The 22,525-nt window shown below is 41.7% G+C and carries 19 protein-coding genes; 11 read left to right on the forward strand and 8 right to left on the reverse strand.

What is annotated here, in order from left to right; all coding sequences use genetic code 11:
• Positions 1-11: 11 nt before the first annotated feature.
• From L2730_RS15420 to cmoA, 3 genes are read right to left on the reverse strand one after another with little or no spacing between them, the layout of a single operon-like run.
• A complete protein-coding gene (locus L2730_RS15420; RefSeq protein ID WP_248975408.1) occupies positions 12-761 on the reverse strand; it encodes an ATP-dependent zinc protease family protein in 750 nt (249 codons plus the stop codon).
• A gap of 34 nt (positions 762-795) precedes the next feature.
• Complete coding sequence (gene cmoB / locus L2730_RS15425) at positions 796-1,788, reverse strand: tRNA 5-methoxyuridine(34)/uridine 5-oxyacetic acid(34) synthase CmoB (RefSeq protein WP_248975409.1); 993 nt, start codon at positions 1,786-1,788, stop codon at positions 796-798.
• Entirely contained in the window at positions 1,785-2,516 is a 732-nt protein-coding gene (cmoA, locus tag L2730_RS15430; RefSeq protein ID WP_220738014.1) for a carboxy-S-adenosyl-L-methionine synthase CmoA, read from the reverse strand. The genes cmoB and cmoA overlap by 4 nt, the downstream gene beginning before the upstream one ends.
• A gap of 151 nt (positions 2,517-2,667) precedes the next feature.
• Here cmoA and L2730_RS15435 point away from each other — a divergent pair, with 151 nt between their 5' ends.
• The 6 genes from L2730_RS15435 to ruvB all read left to right on the forward strand — a co-directional run bounded on the left by L2730_RS15435 (position 2,668) and on the right by ruvB (position 10,447).
• Positions 2,668-5,490: a transporter substrate-binding domain-containing protein gene (locus L2730_RS15435; protein WP_248975410.1), complete on the forward strand. Its 2,823-nt coding sequence runs from the start codon at positions 2,668-2,670 to the stop codon at positions 5,488-5,490.
• Positions 5,491-5,652: 162 nt separating this feature from the next.
• The gene (aspS, locus tag L2730_RS15440) at positions 5,653-7,434 is read left to right on the forward strand and encodes an aspartate--tRNA ligase (RefSeq protein WP_248975411.1); all 1,782 of its coding nucleotides are present in this window, start codon (positions 5,653-5,655) and stop codon (positions 7,432-7,434) included.
• 108 nt (positions 7,435-7,542) lie between these two features.
• Positions 7,543-8,286, forward strand: coding sequence for a YebC/PmpR family DNA-binding transcriptional regulator (locus L2730_RS15445; RefSeq protein ID WP_248975412.1), 744 nt, complete (start codon positions 7,543-7,545; stop codon positions 8,284-8,286).
• Between the two features lie 5 nt (positions 8,287-8,291).
• Positions 8,292-8,813 carry a crossover junction endodeoxyribonuclease RuvC gene (gene ruvC, locus L2730_RS15450; protein ID WP_248975413.1) on the forward strand — a complete coding sequence of 174 codons (522 nt, stop codon included), beginning with the start codon at positions 8,292-8,294 and terminating at the stop codon, positions 8,811-8,813.
• Entirely contained in the window at positions 8,810-9,427 is a 618-nt protein-coding gene (gene ruvA / locus L2730_RS15455; RefSeq protein WP_020912459.1) for a Holliday junction branch migration protein RuvA, read from the forward strand. Before ruvC ends, ruvA begins: the two co-directional genes overlap by 4 nt.
• A 9-nt stretch (positions 9,428-9,436) precedes the next feature.
• A complete protein-coding gene (gene ruvB / locus L2730_RS15460; protein WP_248975414.1) occupies positions 9,437-10,447 on the forward strand; it encodes a Holliday junction branch migration DNA helicase RuvB in 1,011 nt (336 codons plus the stop codon).
• A gap of 29 nt (positions 10,448-10,476) precedes the next feature.
• Here the strand turns inward: ruvB and L2730_RS15465 are convergent, their stop codons facing one another.
• Positions 10,477-10,965, reverse strand: coding sequence for a hypothetical protein (locus L2730_RS15465; protein WP_248975415.1), 489 nt, complete (start codon positions 10,963-10,965; stop codon positions 10,477-10,479).
• Positions 10,966-11,475: 510 nt separating this feature from the next.
• Between L2730_RS15465 and L2730_RS15470 the strand changes: the two genes are divergently transcribed.
• The 5 genes from L2730_RS15470 to L2730_RS15490 all read left to right on the forward strand — a co-directional run bounded on the left by L2730_RS15470 (position 11,476) and on the right by L2730_RS15490 (position 19,579).
• Positions 11,476-11,955 carry a hypothetical protein gene (locus L2730_RS15470; RefSeq protein ID WP_248975416.1) on the forward strand — a complete coding sequence of 160 codons (480 nt, stop codon included), beginning with the start codon at positions 11,476-11,478 and terminating at the stop codon, positions 11,953-11,955.
• Between the two features lie 174 nt (positions 11,956-12,129).
• Positions 12,130-12,912: a fimbrial biogenesis chaperone gene (locus tag L2730_RS15475; protein ID WP_248975417.1), complete on the forward strand. Its 783-nt coding sequence runs from the start codon at positions 12,130-12,132 to the stop codon at positions 12,910-12,912.
• A 68-nt stretch (positions 12,913-12,980) separates the two neighbouring features.
• Positions 12,981-15,944, forward strand: a complete 2,964-nt coding sequence (locus L2730_RS15480; protein ID WP_248975418.1) for a carboxypeptidase regulatory-like domain-containing protein — start codon at positions 12,981-12,983, stop codon at positions 15,942-15,944.
• Positions 15,945-15,979: 35 nt separating this feature from the next.
• Positions 15,980-16,447, forward strand: coding sequence for a DUF4402 domain-containing protein (locus L2730_RS15485; RefSeq protein ID WP_248975419.1), 468 nt, complete (start codon positions 15,980-15,982; stop codon positions 16,445-16,447).
• A 618-nt stretch (positions 16,448-17,065) separates the two neighbouring features.
• Positions 17,066-19,579 (forward strand): TonB-dependent receptor plug domain-containing protein, encoded by a 2,514-nt coding sequence (locus L2730_RS15490; protein ID WP_248975420.1) that lies wholly within the window; start codon positions 17,066-17,068, stop codon positions 19,577-19,579.
• A gap of 121 nt (positions 19,580-19,700) precedes the next feature.
• Here the strand turns inward: L2730_RS15490 and gloA are convergent, their stop codons facing one another.
• The 4 genes from gloA to rsxG form a co-directional block, all read right to left on the reverse strand.
• On the reverse strand, positions 19,701-20,111 hold the full coding sequence (gloA, locus tag L2730_RS15495) for a lactoylglutathione lyase (protein WP_248975421.1): 411 nt from the start codon (positions 20,109-20,111) through the stop codon (positions 19,701-19,703).
• 348 nt (positions 20,112-20,459) lie between these two features.
• Positions 20,460-21,101, reverse strand: a complete 642-nt coding sequence (gene nth / locus L2730_RS15500) for an endonuclease III (protein ID WP_248975422.1) — start codon at positions 21,099-21,101, stop codon at positions 20,460-20,462.
• Between the two features lie 64 nt (positions 21,102-21,165).
• Entirely contained in the window at positions 21,166-21,861 is a 696-nt protein-coding gene (locus L2730_RS15505; RefSeq protein WP_220738027.1) for an electron transport complex subunit E, read from the reverse strand.
• The gene (rsxG, locus tag L2730_RS15510; RefSeq protein WP_248975458.1) at positions 21,854-22,480 is read right to left on the reverse strand and encodes an electron transport complex subunit RsxG; all 627 of its coding nucleotides are present in this window, start codon (positions 22,478-22,480) and stop codon (positions 21,854-21,856) included. The genes L2730_RS15505 and rsxG overlap by 8 nt, the downstream gene beginning before the upstream one ends.
• Positions 22,481-22,525 lie beyond the last annotated feature (45 nt).

The raw sequence follows: 22,525 nt of genomic DNA on the forward strand, positions 1-22,525 counted from the left end.
TATTATTCCTATTATTTAGAAGCTGACGATGCACTACCGCCTTTCTTCTTTCCGTGAATGAAGGTTTGACCTACATCTACCACGGCGATGTCTTGCATAAATTTGCGTCCCAGTAATAACGGGAACTCTAAATGACTACGATCAGTGAGGTTAAGATCTGTTTCCGCTTTATATTTGCCTATCTCAAGATGGGCATGGATAACTGGACGCCTATCAGTCTTATCATCTGCCTCTTTGATTCTTACAAAGCGTTCGACTTTCGATTCGAATGTTTGTGCTGGCTGTTTAGCACCATTGGTAAATACGTCGAAGCGTACCCATTGGTTGCCATCACGTTCGAACAAGATAATATTGTGAGCGTCGAGCGACGACGACTCTGCGCCAGTGTCGATACGGGTATTAAAGCTTGCTTTTAATTCATCAATAAAAACATCTTCAACTGCGCCTAGAATAAACTTACCTTGCAGCGGAGAAGGAGGGCATTGCGCTGGAGTGATGACCGGTACAACGGCTGTTTTGTCTTTCTTTAGCGTAGCGACTTGGGCGTTGAGCTGCTCTAATTGAGCCGATAACGTTGTCATGCTTGCGCTTTGTGCCTCTTTGCAAGAATCAATTGCATTAACAATATTAATTTCTTGTTGGTTCAAACTGGCTTCTAGCACAGTTGCATCAACAGGTACGGGTTTGTTTGCATCTTTAGTTGATGCACAACCAGTGATTACGGTTGCGATGGCGGCGATACAAATTATCTGCTTAAACATAGTGCTTCCCATTACTATCGGCTAGATTAAATCTTTACTTGGTTTCTTTATTTGGTTGGTTCTTTGTTGCGATTATAGTTGCTCTCTTCGGAGCGGGATAACCTTCAACGGTAAGGCTAACATCATTAGGATCTAAATAATCAACTAATGACTCATTGGGCATCCAATGAGTACTTCTTTGTTCTGCGAGAGAGGTGACATCAACATCTACACAGCGGATGTCGATAAAGTCACTCTTCTTTAGCCACAACATGAGTGCTTTTACAGAGGGCAAAAACCACACATTGTTCATTTTTCCATAGCGATCTTCTGGTACTAAAACAGTATTCTCGTCACCGTCTATGACCAAGGTTTCCAAAACGAGTTCACCACCGGTTCTTAACTGGTCTCTTAGTTGAATGAGATGATCAATCGGAGAACGGCGATGATAAAGTACTCCCATCGAAAAAACAGTGTCAAATGCGTCAAGTGGCGGTAGTTCTTCAATGCCTAAAGGTAGGAAGTGAATCGGGTGCTCATCACCTGCGATTCTTTTTACGGCTTCAAACTGGCACATGAACATTGGTGAAGGATCAATACCGACCACATGCTTGGCGCCATCACCTAGCATGCGCCACATGTGATAACCGCTGCCACAGCCAACATCAAGAACTGTACGATTTGCTAAAGGAGAAATATGCGGCGCAATGCGCTCCCATTTCCAATCTGAGCGCCATTCTGTGTCGATTTCAATGCCATGAATAGAGTAAGGACCTTTACGCCAAGGCTTGAATATTGCGAGCAAGTTTTCGAGTTTCTCTCGCTCACCAACTGACAACTGCTCACCAGAACCTATGGTGACACTTGTTTTAAAGTCGACTGTGTCAGGTTGTGGGTAGTGCAATTTATTAAGTACTTTTTCCCACTTAGGAAGTGAGCCATGCTTATGCTCGCGTTGCCACTGGCCTAAAATAGCCGGTAGCGTTTCTAACCAATGCTGCAGGCTAGAATCTGAAATTTGCTTATAAAAAGAACTAAAACTTATCACTTAATTGCCACCATAGATGCAAAGTTAAAACATTGGAACCAAACACTAAATTGGCTAAATCCCTGCTGTTTTATTCGTAATTCATGTTGTTGAAGCGTGTCAGGCTTCATTACGTGCTCGAGTGAGCTTCTTTTTTGGCTGATCTCTAACTCACTGTAACCATTTGCCCTTTTGAAATCGAGATGTAAATCATCTAATGTCGATTGTATTTGGTCTTGTTCGAAGTAAAGCTTCTCTGAAAGCACTAATAAACCACCTGGCAGTAAACCATCGTAGATTTTTTTTAGTAAGCTTTGTCTATGTTCAGGCGCCAAAAATTGCATGGTAAAATTGAGGATCACTAACGATGCATTTTCAATTTCAATATCACGGATATCACCACAAACTAACTTAACTGGTGTTTCACTGACGTAGGCTGACAAGTTCTCTTTACAGCGCTCGATCATAGATTCACTATTATCAACGGCGATAATCTGGCAATTTCGGCCCTCTACTCGGCGACGTACACTTAAGGTCGCGGCGCCTAATGAACAGCCAAGATCATATATTTTGCTGTTTGGCGTTGCATATTTTTGTGCTAAATCTCCAATAGTATTAATGATTTGTCCATAGCCCGGCACCGAACGACGGATCATATCATTAAACACACCAGCAACTTTATTATCGAACTGAAAGTCGCTGACTTGTTGGTAAGGTTTCGCGTATAAGTCGTCTTGTGAAGATTTCATGTGATCAAATAGTGGGAGTTCAACTCTTTATTCTAGCTAAACATATCCGTTACCAGCAAGACTAGTACTGGAAATTCCTCATAAAATTTTGTCTAATAGCTATATTGAAACAAATTATTTACAGATGTTTGACCTTTTATAGGGATTGTAATTGAAATATAACGCCTACGTGTTGCTCATTGTTTTATCACTCTTTTATACGCATCCAGTTATTTCGGCTCAAAATGATAATATTAAGCCATTGCTGATATCGATGAGTGACGACTCTTATCCCTTTCAGTATGTTGATGAAAACGGTGTTAAAAGCGGTTTACTGGTTGATTATTGGTTGCTATGGGCGAAGAAAAATCAACGGCAGATTGATTTTAGGCCTACAAATTGGCAGCAGTCTTTAAAAGATGTCGAAATCGGTTTAACCGATATTCACATGGGGATGGCAGATACCTTATCTCGTCGTAACACTTTTGATTTTTACCAACCGATTAGCAAAGTACAAAGCTACCTCTACATCAATAAAACTCTCGTTAATATTAAAGAGCTCTCACAGGTTAGTCCCTATCGAGTTGGGGTCGTTAAGGGAGCTGCACATATTGAATTATTGCAGCAAAAGTTACCTAATGTGTCATTTGCCTATTACGACAATCGCAAGCAGCTTATTGATGCAGTAAAAGCTAACGAAATTTTGGTTTTTGCCGGCCTAGAAGGCTACCTAAGAAAAAGTGAAGTCAGCCAACAGATACTGATGTCATTCCCGTTTAAACGTCGAATAACGCTTGATGAATTATCTTTCTATCCGGTGGTCAAGAAGGGAAATGCCTCTGAATTGCACAGCATAATGCAAGGTTTTGAGCAAATAGAGCAAGCTGAGCTGAATGGGGTAAAACGCAAGTGGTTAGGCCTTCAGCGTGGCCAAAATGAAGTGATCATTGCTATGCAAGCAGGCGTGGAACCGTATGCTGATATAGGGCCTAATGGCTTACCCCATGGCCTATTAGTTGATATTTGGAAGTTGTGGTCAGATAAAACGGGGTTACCTATAAAGTTTATCGCTGGCGATATGAAGCAGACTATAGATAATGTAAAAAGAGGCACTGCTGACGTGCAACTTGGCTATCCTGAAAGCGAATCGATGAAATCTGGGCTCAATCGTGCGCATCTCATTTATCAAGTCAGCAGTCGGTTATTTACTTTTAAGAAACAGTATAAGACGCTTACTGAGATGAAGGGCAAGGTATTTGCCGTTGCACCCACTTCGCCTTATCTGAGTGATTTAATCGAAGCTTTACCGGACTCAGATTTCCGCTACCTTTCTAGTGTAGAGAAGATGATAGAAGCAACAGAGGCTGGAGAAATTGATGGTTTTGTCGCTGCATCTGCTTGGACGCAACATTACTTGTTGTTGAAACAGCAATGGGAGGATTTTTATCAATTTCCAACATTGCATTTTAAAACCGATCTATACGCCCTAAATAGAGGAAATGATCCTGGATTTTCTGAACGCATAGCGGCAGGTTTTAACTCGATGACATCGGTAGAATTGGCTGCCATTGAAGCTAAATGGATTCTGAATCCACAAGATCGGATCTATTCTCCAACGAAAGAGTTATTGCTACTAAACGCCCAGCAACGCGCCATGATAAGAGGCCTAGGGAAGATAAAAGTAGGCTATGTTAATAACTGGGCGCCAATGGAATATAAAAATGCAGAGGGTCACTACGCAGGCATAAACAGTGAAGTCTTTAGCATCCTTAGCCGTGAACTGGGACTAAAACTCGAATACGTTGAATTTAGTGATTGGCAAGCACTGCTTGATGCTCTGTTAAAAGGCGATATTGATATGTCTGGCAGTATTGCGGCAACTGCAGAGCGTGAAACTGACTTGGTTTTTTCTCTACCATATTGGCCCTCTCCTTGGGGCGTTGTGACCTCGTTAGACAGCGTTAATATATTTAGCTTATCGGAACTCAATGGGCTACGACTCGCCGTTGTTGAAGGTTATCACATCGTTGCTGATCTTATGAGAGAGTATCCGAGCTTAAAGTTAGTGTTGGTTCCAAATAGTCATGCTGGACTTAATTCTGTCGAAGAGGGTAAAGCGGATGTCTTTATCGATAAAGTCATTAATTTGAGTTCTGGCCTGAAAAAAGGCCATTTTTCAAACTTAAAAATGTCGATGTTAGTTGATTTCGCTGAGCAGCGCAGCCACATTGGGATTAATAAGAGTAAGCAATCTTTACTCCCTTATATAAATGGCGTCATTTCTACTATTGATCGTGAGCAGCAGCAAGAGATCCACCATAAATGGGTATCGCAAACCATTGAGTTTGGTCGGGAAGATTTCGAGAATAGGTTACGAGTTAGTATTCTTGTATTCTGTGCCTTAGCTGTCTTTGTCGTCATGGCGCTTTTGGCAAATAGACGTCTACGTAGAGAGGTTACGTTAAGGATTGAAGCAGAAAACAAAATGGCACTATTTGCCAAGCATGACAGTTTAACCAAGCTTCCTAATCGCTCTATGATTGAAGAAAGAATAGAGCAAGCGATTTTAATCCATAGTCGTGAAATGTCACAGTTTGCGGTTATTTTTATTGATCTCGATGGTTTTAAAGCCATTAATGATGCACATGGCCACCATGTTGGTGATGACTATCTTGTTGCAGTGAGTGCTGCATTAGCCGCTTCAGTCCGGCGCTCTGATACGGTAGGCCGATTAGGCGGTGATGAATTTATTGTTATTCTTAATCAGGTAGAGTCGATGGCTGCGGTAGATATTGTCGTTGAGTTGCTACAGCAATGTTTAGCTAAATTGTTTGTTATCGATGATTTAAGCTTGTCTGCTTCTGCGAGTATGGGTATCGCTTTGTACCCTGCAGATGGCGACAGTGTCGATACACTGCTCAAAACGGCTGATACTCATATGTACCGTGCTAAAAATGCGGGCGGAAAATCATCAAGAAATTCACAGCAGCAGTAACGTCGGGTTAAATCTATTCATTTTTATTTAAAATTGACTGATACTTAACCGACTAGTCGATAAGTTATTTCGAAAACGGCAATATACCTCTATAATGCCGCTTTTGTCTTGTTTTGAACCAGAACCTCAAACATCGTTTTGCGGAATAAAGGAAAGAGCTAAATGCGCAGTCATTATTGTGGAGACGTTAATAAGTCTCACGTTGGTCAAGAAGTAACCCTAGTGGGTTGGGTTAATCGTAGCCGAGATTTAGGCGGCGTAGTTTTTCTCGATATGCGTGATAGAGAGGGGATTGTTCAAGTTGTCTATGATCCAGACCTTCCAGAAGTGTTTGAAGTTGCAAGCAGCTTGCGTAGTGAATTCTGTGTTCAAATTAAAGGCCTTGTAAGAGCAAGACCTGACAGCCAAGTCAACGCTGATATGCGTACTGGTGAAATTGAAATTCTTGGTCTTGAGCTCACAATATTAAATAGTTCTGCGCCGCTTCCAATTAACATGGACAAGAACCAGCACAATACTGAAGAGCAGCGTCTGAAATATCGCTATTTGGATCTGCGTCGTCCAGAAATGGCTGATCGTATTGTTTTCCGTTCAAAAGTGACCAGTGCCGTAAGACGTTTTCTTGATGGTAACGGTTTTCTAGACATCGAAACGCCTATTTTGACCAAAGCAACACCAGAAGGTGCTCGTGATTACTTAGTGCCAAGCCGTACTTATAAAGGTCAATTTTTTGCGCTACCGCAGTCTCCACAGCTATTTAAGCAGTTGTTGATGATGTCTGGTTTTGATCGCTACTACCAAATTGTAAAGTGTTTCCGAGACGAAGATTTACGTGCTGATCGTCAGCCTGAATTTACTCAAATAGATATCGAAACCTCTTTCATGACCTCTGAGCAGGTTATGGCTAAAACAGAAGAGATGACTCGTGGTCTATTTAAAGAGTTACTTGATGTTGACCTGGGCGAATTCCCGAGAATGACCTTTGCCGAAGCGATGCGTCGTTATGGCTCTGATAAGCCAGATCTTCGTAACCCACTAGAACTGATTGACATTGCAGATCTGGTAAAAGAGGTCGAATTCGCCGTATTTAATGGTCCTGCAAACGACCCTGAAGGACGTGTTGCTGTGCTTAGCATTCCAGGTGGCGCTAAGCTATCGCGTAAACAACTCGATGAATACGCCAAGTATGTCACCATTTATGGTGCTAAAGGCTTAGCATGGATGAAAGTTAATGATCTTGATAAAGGCATGGAAGGGATCCAATCTCCAGTGCTTAAGTTCTTAACTGAAGATGTGGTAAAAGCGTTACTTGAGCGCACTGGTGCACAAACTGGTGATGTTATTCTATTTGGTGCTGATAAAGCCAACGTTGTTGCAGAAGCTATGGGTGCACTACGTCTTAAAGCGGGTGAAGATTTTGACCTGCTTAAAGGTGACTGGAAGCCACTTTGGGTTGTTGACTTCCCTATGTTCGAGCGTACTTCAGATGGTGGCCTACACGCTATGCACCATCCATTTACAGCACCAAGCAATATGACACCAGCAGAACTAGAAGCTAACCCAACAGCCGCTATTTCAGATGCCTATGATATGGTATTAAATGGTTGTGAGCTGGGTGGTGGTTCAGTACGTATCCATAATAGCGAAATGCAATCCGCAGTGTTTAGAATACTGGGCATTAACGATGAAGAAGCAAACGAAAAGTTTGGCTTCTTATTAGAGGCGCTTCGCTACGGTACGCCACCTCATGCGGGGCTAGCGTTTGGTTTAGACCGTATAATTATGCTGATGACGGGCGCAAGCTCTATTCGCGATGTGATGGCTTTCCCTAAAACAACTACAGCGGCATGTCCGCTTACCAATGCACCAGGATTTGCCAATCCAGTGCAGTTAGTTGAGCTTGGGGTCAGCGTTATAGAGCCTGAAGTGAAAGACGGCGAATAACAACGCGCAACAAGAGCCGAGTTAAGACTCGGCTTTTTTTTCGGATAATTTTGGCAAACCACACATGTACAAAGTGGTTTACTTAAGCATCGAATGTAGGAGATAAACATGGCTGGTCATAGTAAGTGGGATAATATTAAGCACCGTAAAGCCGCGCAAGATGCTAAGCGTGGTAAGCTTTTTACTAAGTTTATTCGTGAGCTTACTGTTGCTGCTAGAGAAGGTGGTTCAGATCCAGATTCCAACCCAAGACTTCGTGCAGCCATCGATAAATCACTGTCAAATAATATGACGCGTGACACGGTAGAGCGTGCGATTAAACGTGGTGCAGGTGAATTAGATGGTCAAGTACTAGAGACCATTATCTATGAAGGTTACGGACCTGGTGGCACGGCTGTTTTAGTTGAAACCATGACTGATAATAAAAACCGCACAGTGTCTGGTGTAAGAAATGCGTTTAGCAAATCAGGGGGCAATCTAGGTACTGACGGTTCTGTTGCCTACCTTTTTGACAAAAAAGGCATTATTTCTTATCAAAACGCAGATGAAGATACGGTGATGGATGCGGCGTTAGAGGCTGGCGCAGATGATGTTGTGGCACATGAAGATAGCTCTATCGATGTGTTTACAACTCCAGAAGATTTTGGCGCGGTTAAAGACGCATTAGATGCTGCAGGGCTTGAAGCTGTCAATGCTGAAGTGACAATGCTACCGTCAACTAAAGCTGAATTAGATGCCAGTACCGCCCCTAAATTTTTGCGATTAATCGATAACCTTGAAGATCACGATGATGTGCAAGAGGTTTACCATAATGCTGATATTTCTGATGAAGTGATGGCAGGCTTGGAATAGATTTTATGGCCATTATTTTAGGCGTCGATCCGGGTTCAAGGATCACCGGATATGGCGTCATCAGCTGTGTTGGCAGGCAACAGGTTTATGTTGGCAGCGGTTGTATAAGAACCAGCTCTGATGAACTGCCGTTGCGCTTAAAACAAATTTTTGATGGTCTATCTGAAATTATCAGGCAGTATCAGCCTGATGAGTTTGCCATTGAGCGAGTTTTCATGGCAAAAAACGCAGATTCTGCATTGAAATTAGGCCAAGCTCGCGGGGCTGCTATAGTTGCAGCAACCGCTGCAAACTTGCCGGTTGCAGAATACAGTGCAACTCAGATAAAAAGTGCGGTTGTGGGCACAGGCCGGGCACAGAAGTCGCAAGTGCAGCATATGATCCAGCAACTGTTAAAGTTACCCAGTGCACCGCAAGCTGATGCGGCTGACGCATTAGGGGTCGCGGTGTGTCATTATCATACAAATCAAAGCTTAGCGGCCATGGGCGGCAGAGCAAACTCTAGAACATACGGAAGATATAAATGATTGGTCGGATACGAGGTTTACTTGTTGAGAAGCAAGCACCTGAAGTGCTTATTGATGTTTCTGGTGTTGGCTACGAAATCCAGATGCCACTGACTAGCTTTTATGAGTTACCTGAAATCGGTCTTGAGGCTGTAGTTTTTACCCACTTTGTTGTTAGAGAAGACGCACAGCTTTTATATGGCTTTATCTCAAAGCAAGAGCGTGCACTGTTTCGTTTATTGATTAAAACCAATGGCGTAGGGCCCAAGTTGGCGTTAACGATACTGTCCGGTATGACAGCAGGGGAATTTGTCGCTTGTGTTGAAAGAGATGATATTGCCACTTTGGTTAAACTTCCTGGTGTTGGTAAGAAAACAGCAGAGCGTTTACTGGTAGAAATGCGAGATAAACTCAAAAGTTTAATGGAAGCATCCGTTGGCTCAGAAAGAGAGTTTATGTTGCAGTCCAATTATACCGCTCCCGTCGTTGCTAATACTGCCGAAGAAGATGCTATTGCAGCTTTATTGTCGCTTGGTTACAAACCCGCGCAGGCCAGTAAAGCTGTATCTGCTGTTTATGTCGATGGAATCGATTCAGAATCGCTGATCAAATCAGCGCTGAAGTCGATGCTTTAAGGATAACCAATGATTGAAGCTGACAGACTAATACAACCGCAAGTTATCGAGCCTGACGAAGTTGTCGATAGAGCTATGCGTCCAAAATTGTTGGATGAATATACGGGGCAGGATGACACTCGTGCACAGTTAAAGATTTTTATTGAAGCTGCGCAAAAACGCGGTGAAGCGTTAGATCATATGCTTATATATGGCCCTCCTGGTCTGGGTAAGACAACACTGGCAATGATTGTTGCTAATGAGATGGGCGTTAATATCAAGTCAACTTCTGGGCCTGTTTTAGAAAAAGCGGGTGATTTGGCTGCGTTATTAACCAACCTTGAAGAAAATGATGTGTTGTTTATTGATGAAATCCATCGTCTAAGCCCCGTAGTTGAAGAGATCCTCTATCCAGCAATGGAGGATTATCAGCTTGACATAATGATCGGTGAAGGACCTGCTGCTCGTTCTATTAAGCTAGACTTGCCACCGTTTACCCTGGTTGGCGCCACAACCCGTGCAGGTTCATTAACGTCTCCTCTGCGAGCACGATTTGGTATTCCGCTGCGACTAGAGTTCTACAACATTAAAGATTTGTCGACGATTGTTATTCGCTCGGCAAAGGTGATGGAACTTGAGATAGATGAAGAGGGCGCTATTGAGATTGCAAGGCGTTCCCGTGGTACTCCAAGAATTGCGAATCGCTTACTGCGCAGAGTACGGGATTTTGCCGAAGTCAAGCATAGTGGTGCGGTGACTAAAATCGTCGCTGAATTAGCATTGGATATGTTAGATGTTGATGCTGAAGGGTTTGATTATATGGACCGAAAACTACTTTTGGCCATTATTGATAAGTTTATGGGCGGCCCGGTCGGGTTAGATAACTTAGCAGCCGCTATTGGTGAAGAGCGTGAAACCATTGAAGATGTATTAGAGCCGTTCTTAATTCAGCAGGGGTTTGTGCAGAGAACACCTCGCGGGCGTATCGCAACACAACGTGCCTATAATCACTTTAATCTGATTCAGCCTGAAGCCAAGTAAGCCCATGTCTCAATAGAGGAGCTGTCGTGTTACTGTTGCTCCTCTATCCTCAGAACATATTGTGGGTTTTTATCCCCCGCAGTAGCATTTTTTCCCGCTACGACTTTCGCTCCAATCGCAATAATCTCGCCATCTACGCCTGGGTTATCAAGGGGGATGGTTGGAAAACTCTTATAGGTTTTGTTTTTATATCTCACCCGTAGTGTTTTTAAGTTCACCTTACTCTCGTTACCTAATTGAAAAAATTCAATCGTGATAGGGAGGTTGGAATCTGAGCTGACGAGGTATTTGCCTTCATAATAATCATTATCAAGCAGTGTGGCGTTTGTTGCATTTCCAAGGTTTCCTTTCCAATTGACGAGCACAACTGTCGATTTACTCTGGTTTTTGACGGTGGAAGGGTATTTTATTGGTTGTAACTCAGTAATCGTAATTGCTGCTTCAGTGCTTACGGAGACGGTGGCTATCAGCAGCAAATGTATGTTTAACAGGACTTTCATTTTTTTGAGGCTTAACATTATATTCCCCTTTTTTAATCTAGGTTAACCTGAACCATTTTTAACAACAATAGAATTATCTATAAGGGTTAGCTCTGTAGTAGTTAAGTGTTACTAGACGTAGTTTTTTGTGGCTGTTTCAGTGAAATATCTCGCTTTGTAAGACTAAAGGCTTAGTGTTATTGGTTATTAGATATTACATATAGCTATTTAGTAAGGGCGGAAAATTAAATCCGTTGTGAATTTAAATCCCGTAGGTGGCGCTTGAAATGGAGTATGTCACTGTTTATTGCGCCTCTATTGGTGTTTAATATTTGAAAGCGCTACCGCTAAACCTTAGTATAACTAGGGGTAATAAATACCTAAAATTCATTTTGAGAATGAGTGGACCCTTCAAGGTTTAAAATATGTTGCTAAATGTAACGCAATTGTTATCTTTTGTTTCCGAGCTAATTAAAGTGCGGCTAAACAAGCGCTTAGGCTCTACCTAAAATTAATGATAATTTCTTGCGCTACAATGGGAACAACATAATGAATAAAAAAATACTCCTTTCATCTTTAATCGCTTCTTCTGTATTACTAACATCTCAGGTCGGAGCAAGCGACTTTACCGGTAAAGCTAACTTTAACTTAATCAAGCCACTCGTTATTTCTGAAACGACCCAACTTAATTTAGGTGATATAGATATCGGAACTACTGGCTCTTGTGGTTTTACGGCGGCTTCGTTAGCAACTGGAACAATTTGTTTAGCGACTGGTGCAGCACAAGTCGCTGGTGAATTTAAAGTTACTGGTACCGATGGTATTGTAAACGTTAGTGTTTCTGGTGCTGATACTTCTCTTGATGGTATTACTTTTACACCATCAGTTATTAACCCTACTGAGACTATTGGTGCTGTAACTTCAGGTGAAGTCAGCTTTAATGTTGGTGGTAATGTTGATGTAGATGCTAGTGGCACAGTCGCATCGGGTGCGCAAGTGTTAGATTATACTGTCTCTGTAACTTATTAAGAGAGTTGGATTCGAGATAGTCATAAAATAAGAAGCTGGCTGCGAATGCAGTTTCTTATTTTTATTAAAATATTCATTTTGGAAAATGACAAGATGACTTAACAGTTTTAAGCTCGAAGTAAGCTAAACAAATAACAATAATGAGGCTAAGCCTCACAATTAGCTGGGCGTATCATGAATAAACTATTTTTAGGCTGCTTTGCAGTGCTTTTTTCGTTTCAAGTATCAGCTAATTTGCTGGTTAATCCTACTCGTGTTGAACTCGATAACCTCAAGAATCGTAGCGCAGTATTCTCCTTAGTGAATAAAAGTTCTGCAAATTCACGTTATAACATCTACTTTGAAGATAAACAGATGTTGGATTCTGGAGAGTTTGTCACGTTAGATAAAAATGATGTTGATTTTTCAATATCTAACTATATCCGTTACTCACCACGTAGGATCAATATTCAACCTGAACAAGCGGTAAAAGTACGTATAGCAGCCAGATTACCAAAATCTATTGAAAAAGGTGAATACCGTAGCTACATTGTATTTCACCAAATTCCGTTGGCACCAGAGAAAAAAGACTCAGTCGCAGATGAGTCTGATGTTTTTAGTCTCAGTATTTCTGCTTACCTAAAAATATCGGTACCGGTTATATTAAGGGTTGGTGATTTAGATTCAGAACTCATTCTTAGTAATAGTGTACTTGATGCTGGTAGTAACACTCTGCAAGTCACGTTAAAAAGAGCCGGAAATAGAAGTACCTACGGTGACATTGAAGTTATTAACGCGGATACAAATGAAATAGTAGGTGCCTCAAAAAATGTTACTATTTATACAGAGCTTTCTGAGAGAACATTCTCTGTACCGATCACCGAAAGTGTAAGTCATAACGCAAGGTTAATTGTTCGCTACAGGGAAAATGATAAACTCAATAATTCTAAAAGCGTCGAGGTTAAGCTAGCACTTTAGTATTTTTGAACTTGGAACTTCTGCTAAAACTCCTTTCTTTATGTCGCTGGCTAACATTAGCAGCGATTTTGTCGATTACGCTAATTAGCCCACAAAACGTAGATGTAAATGATGAAAGGGCGCTATTGACACTGATTCAACTCCGTGATCACGATTATTCGGACTTACTCTCAACTCATTCCAAACATGAACTTATTATTGATCTGATTAGTGATGTAAATGCAACGGGCTGCAAGTTAGATGAAAGCTCACTTATTGTGTCGAACATTAAAAGTGATTCAAGTTATTTAACACCTTTGGCTGAACATGAAACCACAGTAAAACGGATGTCTATAACTAAGTTAAAGGCTAAAACGAAAACTAATCCGGACAGCAAGGCGAAAAAACTAAGCCAAGAAACACGCTCGAAAACTGAATTATCTACAGCTTTGAGCGCAGACAAGCAAAATACTTCTGCTGTACAGAACTCAAAAAATAACGTTACATCAGCCTTGATAGCTAAAAAAGAAGGGCTCGCTACTACTGTAATAACCAAACAAGTTAGTGACTTACAATGTAATAAACGTATAACAAGATCATATGATAGTCGCTCCATCGATGAGCAGAACGTCTTAGTCACACAAATCTCGTATGCAAAAATGCTATTAAGTGAAGAGATGTTTGTTTATCACCTAAATGGTAACTATTACTTGCCACTCGAATTTTTTGCAGAGCAGTTATTATTGCCTGTTCAGGTTGATATTGAGACTAAAAGTGCAGAAGGTTGGTTTATTGACGAAACACGGCTGATCGATATAAGTCAAAATTTGATGCAGTATTGGGCCAATAATGATGATTGTAATCACCGTAAAACGATAGTCTATCATGATGATTGGGATCTCTATATCGATGCCAATATTATCGCGCAGATGTATGGCCTTGTTATTGCTTTTGATTCTGCAAGGCAAAGCTACAGCATCGCAGAATCAGAGGCTATCCCTTTAAGTCAATTGATCGCGCGACAAAAACGCTTTGATTTATTTAATAAGAACAAATTGAATGTTAAAGAAGGGCTTGTTAAAAATATCCCAAAGCAATACGCAAATAGCGGGGATCTAGGGCTCAATATTGATATTGGTGCTAGAAGTCAGCGACTTAATCACCACACGACTACAGCGATAGATGGTGCAGTGCAAGGTCGATTTGATTTACTGCAACATAATGGCTATTTCTCCTATTCTTGGTCTGACAATAATACTGATCTTACTGCCTATGTCGATAAGGAGCTAACTGATAGTTGGGTGAGCCATTATCGATTAGGTAATATAACGTCGCATAATTTAGCGTTAGTCTCTGAAGCAAGTTCGGGTATTGGTGCTCAGTTATCAGCTGGTAGCGAGTTCCACAGTGATTTACGCCATATTGTTGTCGAAGGTGAAACGGAACCTGGTTGGGATGTCGAATTGTATCGAAATAATGGACTCATAGATGTTCAGCGAGTTAAGGCTGATGGGCTCTATCGTTTTATAAAAGTGCCGTACTACATCGGCATTAACCAGTATCAGCTGCGCTTTTATGGTCCTAATGGTGAGGTTCGCAGTGAATCTTTTAGTAAATTACTCGATACTTCAGTTATGGAGCAGGGCAGTTTCGGGATGAGTGCTGGCGCTATGTCTAGAGAGCAAGATGACTTGAAACAGTACTACACTAACTTTAACTGGGCATTGCTTGATAACTTAACAGCGGGACTGGCTTTGGTCCAGCAGCAAGATATTAATGAAAAGTGGCATTTTCTGCCAAAGTTATCAGTTAATCTCCTTAGTGACTTAAATTTACTTCAGCTCAATTACGTGCATAGTGAGGGAGGCCACGCAGCAAGTGTTGCGCTTCAAGGTAGTTTAGATGCTATTGACTGGCAGGCTGAGTGGAGCGGTTACAATAATTTCAGCTCTTGGAACAACGCAGAGGGCCGTATTAAGCAAGAAGCTAACGTAGATGTAAGTGGTTTTTTTGATGGCGCAGGCGTTAACTGGGGCTTAGGCGGAGACTGGCAGCGACTAAGCTCTGGCGGAGAGAGAACTCAAATCGGTTTTAGCCTATCTGGCCAGCTGTCAGTGATTAATTTAAATAATGAACTCCGTTGGTCTGCTTTCAGTAATGGCAGTAAACTCAATGAGAGGTTTGCAGTATCGGGCCGCATTGGCAGTTGGTCGTTAAGAAGTTATGTGGATATGAACTTATCTCCAGATATAGAATTTAATCAATGGGTTGCAAATATAAATACTACTTTAAATGATGTCGCAAATTATCAACTGGAATTGCGCTATCAACCGAGCTTAGACGGAGATTTTAGCAGCCGAAATTCACTTTCTTATTTGTTTGACTACGGCACATTGAGGTTAGCAGTCGACAACTATGCGACAGGCGACTGGCTAGCACAATTAAGATGGAACAGTTCATTACTGTGGGAAACGACAGATAATCGCTGGTTGATCGATCGAAACAGCTTTATTAATACTGGTAGCGTTAAAATTATAGCGTTTCAAGATGACAATGCTAATGGATTGTTTGATGCCAATGAAACCCCTCTTTCAGGATTACAGTTTTCAGGCCATAGCAGTCCTAATAGCATGACAGATAATAATGGTGAATTACTCATTACCCAACTTCACACTAGTCGTGGCCATAAGCTAGCACTTAATGAACGCAGCTTGCCAGACCCTTTTTTAGTACCCGTTGCTAGTGTGATTAAAGTTAATGCCCATCCAGGCTTTATCCAACCCATTGCTTTTCCAGTGATGTTTACCGCTGAAGTAGAAGGCTATATCTACCAATTGAGCGATGAAAATCAACAAGCTGCCAAAGGAGTAAAAGTTAGCCTTAAATCCACGGCCAGCGACAAGGAGTATTTTTCGCGTGTTGAGTACGATGGCGTTTTTATTTTTGAACAAATAACACCCGGAGAGTATGAGCTTTGGGTTAAGGATCGTCTTATCCAACTAGTTTCACTAAACCCCGGAGATTTTCAACAGCTAGATGAGATAGTGCTCTAGTAATCAATTGTGTGCTGCGTTGTTCGCGATGAGTAGTGACAGCACCTATAATAGTCCCAAATACTTTACTTCAATCAGTAGCAAGTATGCTTTCAGTTATAGTCTTAGCATCAGTCATGGGGCAAGCTCAGTTTAATCTTGTTTTACCTGTGAGCATTGCCCAGGTAAGCGAAATTGAGTTAGGCGATATTTACAATACTAAAAACAATATTTGCACGTTAACGACAAATAGCCGTACAGGTAGTGCTTGTGCCACATCTGATTTTTCCTTAGGGGAAATTCAGCTGCTGGGAAATGAAGAACAGTCCGTATTGATAAAGGTGTCAGGTAGTAATAGTAGCCATGTTGAGTTTACACCTTTATTACCGAATGGTGCGCAGCAACAGTTATTCTCGCTTTCTACCAATGCCTCCATCTATATAGGTGGCGAGATAAAAGTTATTTCTGATAATAAAGCAGGTAAAGGCAGTATCAGTTATACGATCGAAGTTAACTATCAATAAATCGCAGTAACTTTTTAGCCCCTCTCAATGCAATCACTGATTAAACCTTTTTACGTGGCGATTTTGTTTTATGCGATAAAAATGACTATTTATATATGTAACACTCACGGCGTTACTGGATAACAGTTGCTGCGGAGTTGTTATCGCGTCAATCGTAATTGTTACGCCGCTGCTACATGTTATCTTTTACTGAGCCCTCCATTTCTGAACAAATTCTTTATGACTAGTCTATTTAATATTAAAAAAATAGGAGCCAGCTCTAAAAATTGGCTATTTGTTTGGCTCGCTTACTAAAAAAATACCCCGAAAAGTGTGATATTTGTCACACTTTCTTTGTTTGGGTGGGTTACGTGCATGTTAACTTTTTTGCGGTTAAATATGCTGCTGAAGGTGTGTATTTTAGTGTATTGCGCTGGCGACCTCTGGTTTTGGATTTGCTTTAAACGCTGACTGATATTTATGGTTACCTTTTTTATCACCTTTATTAACATTGTAAAGTGAATGGTTAACGAGTTGGTGGATTGACGCTTTAAACGTGAAATTGCAGTATCCCTAGCAACGTCAGTGATAACAAATGACGTGCATATAAAAATAATTAAGTTAGGGAGTACGACATAAATGAACAGACCATCTAAATTGGCCTCAGCAATAAAGTTCGGATTAATCGCATCCGTCTCAACATCTGCAATTACAGTTTCAACCGCCGCATACGCAGAAGAGGAAGCTAAAGTAGAACGTATTGCTGTTACCGGCTCCCGCATTCAACGTCAAGATATGGAAACAGCTTCTCCAGTAACCGTTATTGACGCTGCCACTATTAAAGCTGAAGGTTTCACCTCTGTAGATCAAATGCTACAAGCACAAACATCTATGGCCGGCGCAGCAGTTGGCTCAAGTACCAATAACGGCGCTGACGGTGTTGCTCAAGTAGACCTGCGTGGTATGGGCTCACAGCGTACACTAGTATTGCTTAACGGCCGTCGTATGGTTAACTCTGGTTCTGGCGCAGACAGCGCTGTGGATCTTAACTCTATCCCAGTAGCAATGATTGCTCGCGTTGAAATCCTAAAAGACGGCGCATCCGCTGTTTATGGTTCAGATGCAATTGCTGGTGTTGTTAACATCATTACTAAGAAAGATTTTGAAGGCTTCCAGATTGACGTAACTGGTGGCATGACTGATAAGAGCGACGGTGAAAACGGCGAGGTCAGTGCGCTATATGGTTTTAATACAGATACAGGTAACTATACTTTCGGTGCTGCATATTCAGAACGCCGTGGGGTGGTTCAATCAGACCGCGACTGGACTGATCCAGGTGCAAGCTCGTTCATTCCAAATGGTTCTTTGGGCGGAATGGTTAAAGATGACAGCGGCAACTGGGTAGATCGTGAAGAAAGCTACGACTACACCCAAGATAGCTTCTATCAAACACCAAGTAAGCGCTACAGCTTATTCGCTAACATGACCCAAGAGCTAGGCGATGACTTAGTACTAACGGGTGATATTCTTTACACCAAGCGTAAGTCTAACCAGCAGTTAGCTCCTCAACCAGCAAACTTAGATCTCGCTGTTTGTGAGGCAGGCGTTGTTTCTGACTCATGTATCGAACTTGATGATGACATGATTGCAGCTGGTATTAAGCCAGACGATAAAGGCAATGTTAACTACAGAAAACGTATGAATGATGTAGGTCCTCGTATCTACAGCCAAGATACAGATACCTTACGTGTGTCAGCAGGTCTTGCCGGTTCAATTGATGTTAACACTGGTATGGATTGGGATCTTTCATACACATACGGTAAGAATAAAGCTGATACCAAAGTAGAAAACTCAATTAACGCTACTTTAATGACAGAAGCTATCTACGCTGATCAAGATGCATGGTTTACTGGTCAGCCTATGACTGACCAAGACTTGTTAAACAGCGTTGCTTACACTGAAGAAGCTGACGGTGGTAACGAGCAGCATGTTATTTCTGCAGGTATTAGTGGTGAGCTGTTTGACCTTGATGCTGGTGCGGTTGCATTTGCTATGGGCGCAGAGTACCGTTACGAAAGCGGTTACTACAATCCAGACCCAATAGTTGTTGCTGGTGAAAGTACAGCTGCACAGCAAGACCCAACAGACGGTAACTACAACGTTATTTCAGTGTTCCAAGAAGTTAGCGTACCATTTACTGATAAATTAACTGGTGAATTTGCGCTACGTTTTGATGATTACTCTACATTTGGTAATGCATCAACTTGGAAGATTGGTCTAACATACGAAGCAACTGATGACTTAATGATCCGTACAGTAGCGGCAACAGGGTTCCGTGCACCAAGCGTTAGCGAGCTATACGGCGGAAACTCTGGTTCATTCGATTACCTAGAAGATCCATGGAAAAATGAACAAGATCCACAAATCTTAGTTATCCGTACATCTGATGAAGATCTTCAACCTGAAGAGTCAGAGTCGTACACTGCTGGTTTAGTTTACTCGCCAAGCTATGTTGATGGTATGTCGCTAACGGTTGATTACTGGCGCTTCAAGGTTCAGAACGCAATTGCGCGTATGGACACTCAAAATGGTCTAAACAACTGTTATGCGGGTGACCAAGCAGCATGTGAAGCGTTTAACATTGGCCCTGATGGTGACTTATCTAACCTAACTAACTCACTAACTAACGTGGGTTACCAAGATACAAGCGGTATTGATTTCAACTTGGCTTATAGCTTTGAAGCGTTAAACTTAGATTGGACCGTAGCTAACGATACAACCTACTTGCTGAACTTTGAGCAAGATGGCGTTGATTACACTAACACTATCGATGGTAACTTCGGTGCATACGCTCAAGTACGTAACAACTTTAGTATTAAAGCTGGTCAAGACGATTGGAATGTTATGTACTTCAACCGTTACATCGGTGAGATGGATGACCTAGGTGCTGGCACTAAAGTTGATGCAGTGCTTTACCACAATGTTTCTGCTAGCTACTACATCAACGATACTTGGATGTTGAGCGCAGGTGTTAAGAACTTGACTGACGAAGAGCCTTCAACCGTTTCTAATGGTAGTGATGGCGGTACAGTTCCTGAAGTTTATGACACCATTGGTCGTCAGTACTTTGCTGGTGTAACTGTTAAGTTCTAATCTTAAAATCTAAAACTGAAAAAGCGCCGTAAGGCGCTTTTTTTATATCTTTAACTCTTGCATTTTAGTCATAGCTTTATGTGACTTTAAAGAGCGTTAACTTAGCAGGCTAATTAAGATTTTAACCCAGACCTTTTTGTGATGAGCTCATTTGGATTAACTCAATTTTGTAGCCATCTGGATCTTCAACAAATGCTATTTCAGTCGAGCCGCCTGCAACAGGACCCGCTGGGCGAGTAACCTTACCGCCAGCACTCGCAATAGCATCACAACGAGCATAAATGTCTTCTTCGCCAATGGCTATATGACCAAATGCGTTACCCATATCATAGGAATCAGTGTCCCAGTTATAAGTGAGTTCTATCACTGCGCTACCCGTTGATTCTTCGTCGTAACCGACGAATGCGAGCGTATATTTATATTCACTGTTTTCGCTTTTACGAAGCAGTTTCATACCCATGACTTGGGTATAAAATGCGATACTGCGCTCTAAATCTCCTACGCGAAGCATGGTATGTAGTAACTGTGCCATTTGAACCTCTTAATTTGTTGGTTTTTCTCAATGATTTATAGCAGAAGTATATCTAATTTATACGACTTGGGAACTATTTGTGCTTACCTTGCATACTTGCCAGAAAAAGTCTGTATCGAGATCACAAAACTTCAATTATTGCCTGAGAAAGTCTAAGGTTTCTTATAGTATTAAGTAACTACATTAAGGAGTTGTCGATGCAAACTGAACTAAAAATGTCGCTAGGTCTTAGCGCTATAATTGCGGTTTTTCTGTCTATTTTCTTTATCTGCATGTTTTAGAAAAAAAGCCGCATTAGCGGCTTTTTTTATTGGAACGGTGATGCGTGCTAACGCACGATAATAGCCACTATTCTTCTGGATAAACCTTATCTTTGAACTCACATAAGTCTTCAATAATGCAGCTACCGCAACGAGGCTTTCTAGCGATACAGGTATAGCGGCCATGTAATATCAACCAGTGGTGTACATCAACCTTGAACTCTGCAGGGACGACCTTTAAAAGTTTCTTTTCCACCTCTACAACATTCTTGCCCATTGCAAACTTAGTGCGGTTTGACACTCTATCTATGTGAGTATCTACCGCAATGGTAGGCCAGCCGAAAGCGGTATTAAGCACTACATTAGCAGTTTTTCTACCCACACCTGGAAGCGCTTCTAAGGCTTCTCGGTTTTCAGGGACTTCGCCGTCGTACTTTTCAACCAGTATTTCACAGGCTTTTACTACATTGATTGCTTTGTTGTTATAGAGCCCAATGGTTTTAATATAACCTTTAAGACCTTCTATGCCGAGTGCAGCGATAGACTGAGCGGTATTGGCCACAGGAAACAGTTTGTCTGTTGCTTTATTGACACTGACATCAGTTGCCTGCGCCGAGAGCGTGACTGCGACGAGCAGTTCAAAAGGGCTAGAGAAGTTGAGCTCAGTCTCAGGCTTTGGGTTATTCTCCCGTAAACGCTCCAAAATAAGGCGACGCTTTTCTGTGTTCATATGCCACTATCCATCTGTTGTTATTATTTAAGGATGTAACTCTTAATCGTCTATTTGTTCTGTACTAATTGACTTTAGTTATTCTGACTCTAGCCGGCGCTTCCTGTTCAACTTTAGGCTGTCTAGCTTCAATATAGTTATCAATAACATTTTTAAGTGCAATAAGCAGTCCCATACCGATAAAAGCACCAGGTGGGAGCATAGCCAGTAGGAAAGTTGTATCGACCTGCCAAATTTGAATTGTTAGCCCTTTAGCCCATTCACCTAATAACTGGTCTGCGCCATAAAATAGCGTGCCTTGCCCTAAGATTTCACGGCTTGCTCCGAGCACACAAAGCACTAGCGTAAAGCCTAACCCCATCATTAGTCCGTCAAATGTAGATTTAGCAACGCTATTACGAGAGGCGAATGCTTCAGCCCTGCCAATAATGACGCAGTTAGTTACAATCAGCGGCAAAAATATGCCAAGCGAAAGATAAAGTCCATAAGCATAAGCGTTAATAAAAAGCTGAACACTGGTGACTAACGCCGCGATAATCATAACAAATACAGGAATACGGATCTCTTTTGGTACGTAGTCTCTGACGAGTGAAACTAAAATATTCGATCCGATTAACACCAGCATGGTCGCTAAACCTAGCCCCAAGGCATTGGTCAACGTCGCCGTTACTGCGAGTAGGGGACACAAGCCTAACAGTTGAACCAATCCTGGATTGTTTTTCCATAGGCCTTGCCAGGCTAGTTCTTTGTAATCACTCATCATCTACCTCACAACTCGCTGGTGCGCTCAGTAACTCTTGTTTATGTTGATTGAAATACAGTGTCGCTAATTTCACTGCTTTAACGTAGGCACGCGGGGTGATGGTTGCACCAGTAAATTGATCTATTTCGCCACCATCTTTTTTTACATGCCAGCGTTTTTCTTTTTCAGAAGACACGCTAAGCCCATTAAACTTGGTTACCCAATCAGACTTGCGAAGTTCAATTTTATCACCCAGTCCAGGTGTTTCTTGGTGCGACAAAGTTCTCACTCCAAGTACTTCGCCTGCTTTATTTAAACCAATGATTACTTTTATATTACCGTTGTATCCGTCAGGCGCAACGGCTTCAATTGCGATCGCAACTCCGTCGCCATTACGAGTCGCGATATAAGCGGGCAAAGGTTTAGTCGTACCTAAAAAGTCGCTATTTTGAATGGTGATACAGTGCTCTGTAAGCTCATTATCATGGATCCCGTCAGGAATAATCTGATGCAGCACGCGCGAAAGCTCAATCTGCTCTTGTTGTTTAATTTTGGCAAAGGTAAGTTGATTCACTACCGCTACAAGCCCTGTACAGAGCAAGGCAAATAAACCGAGTAACAAGCCATTTTTCAACATTGATTTTTTCAAAATTTTGTCTTTAACCTAATCGTCGATAACGTC

Source organism: Shewanella kaireitica (assembly GCF_023284045.1).
GTDB lineage: Bacteria > Pseudomonadota > Gammaproteobacteria > Enterobacterales > Shewanellaceae > Shewanella > Shewanella kaireitica.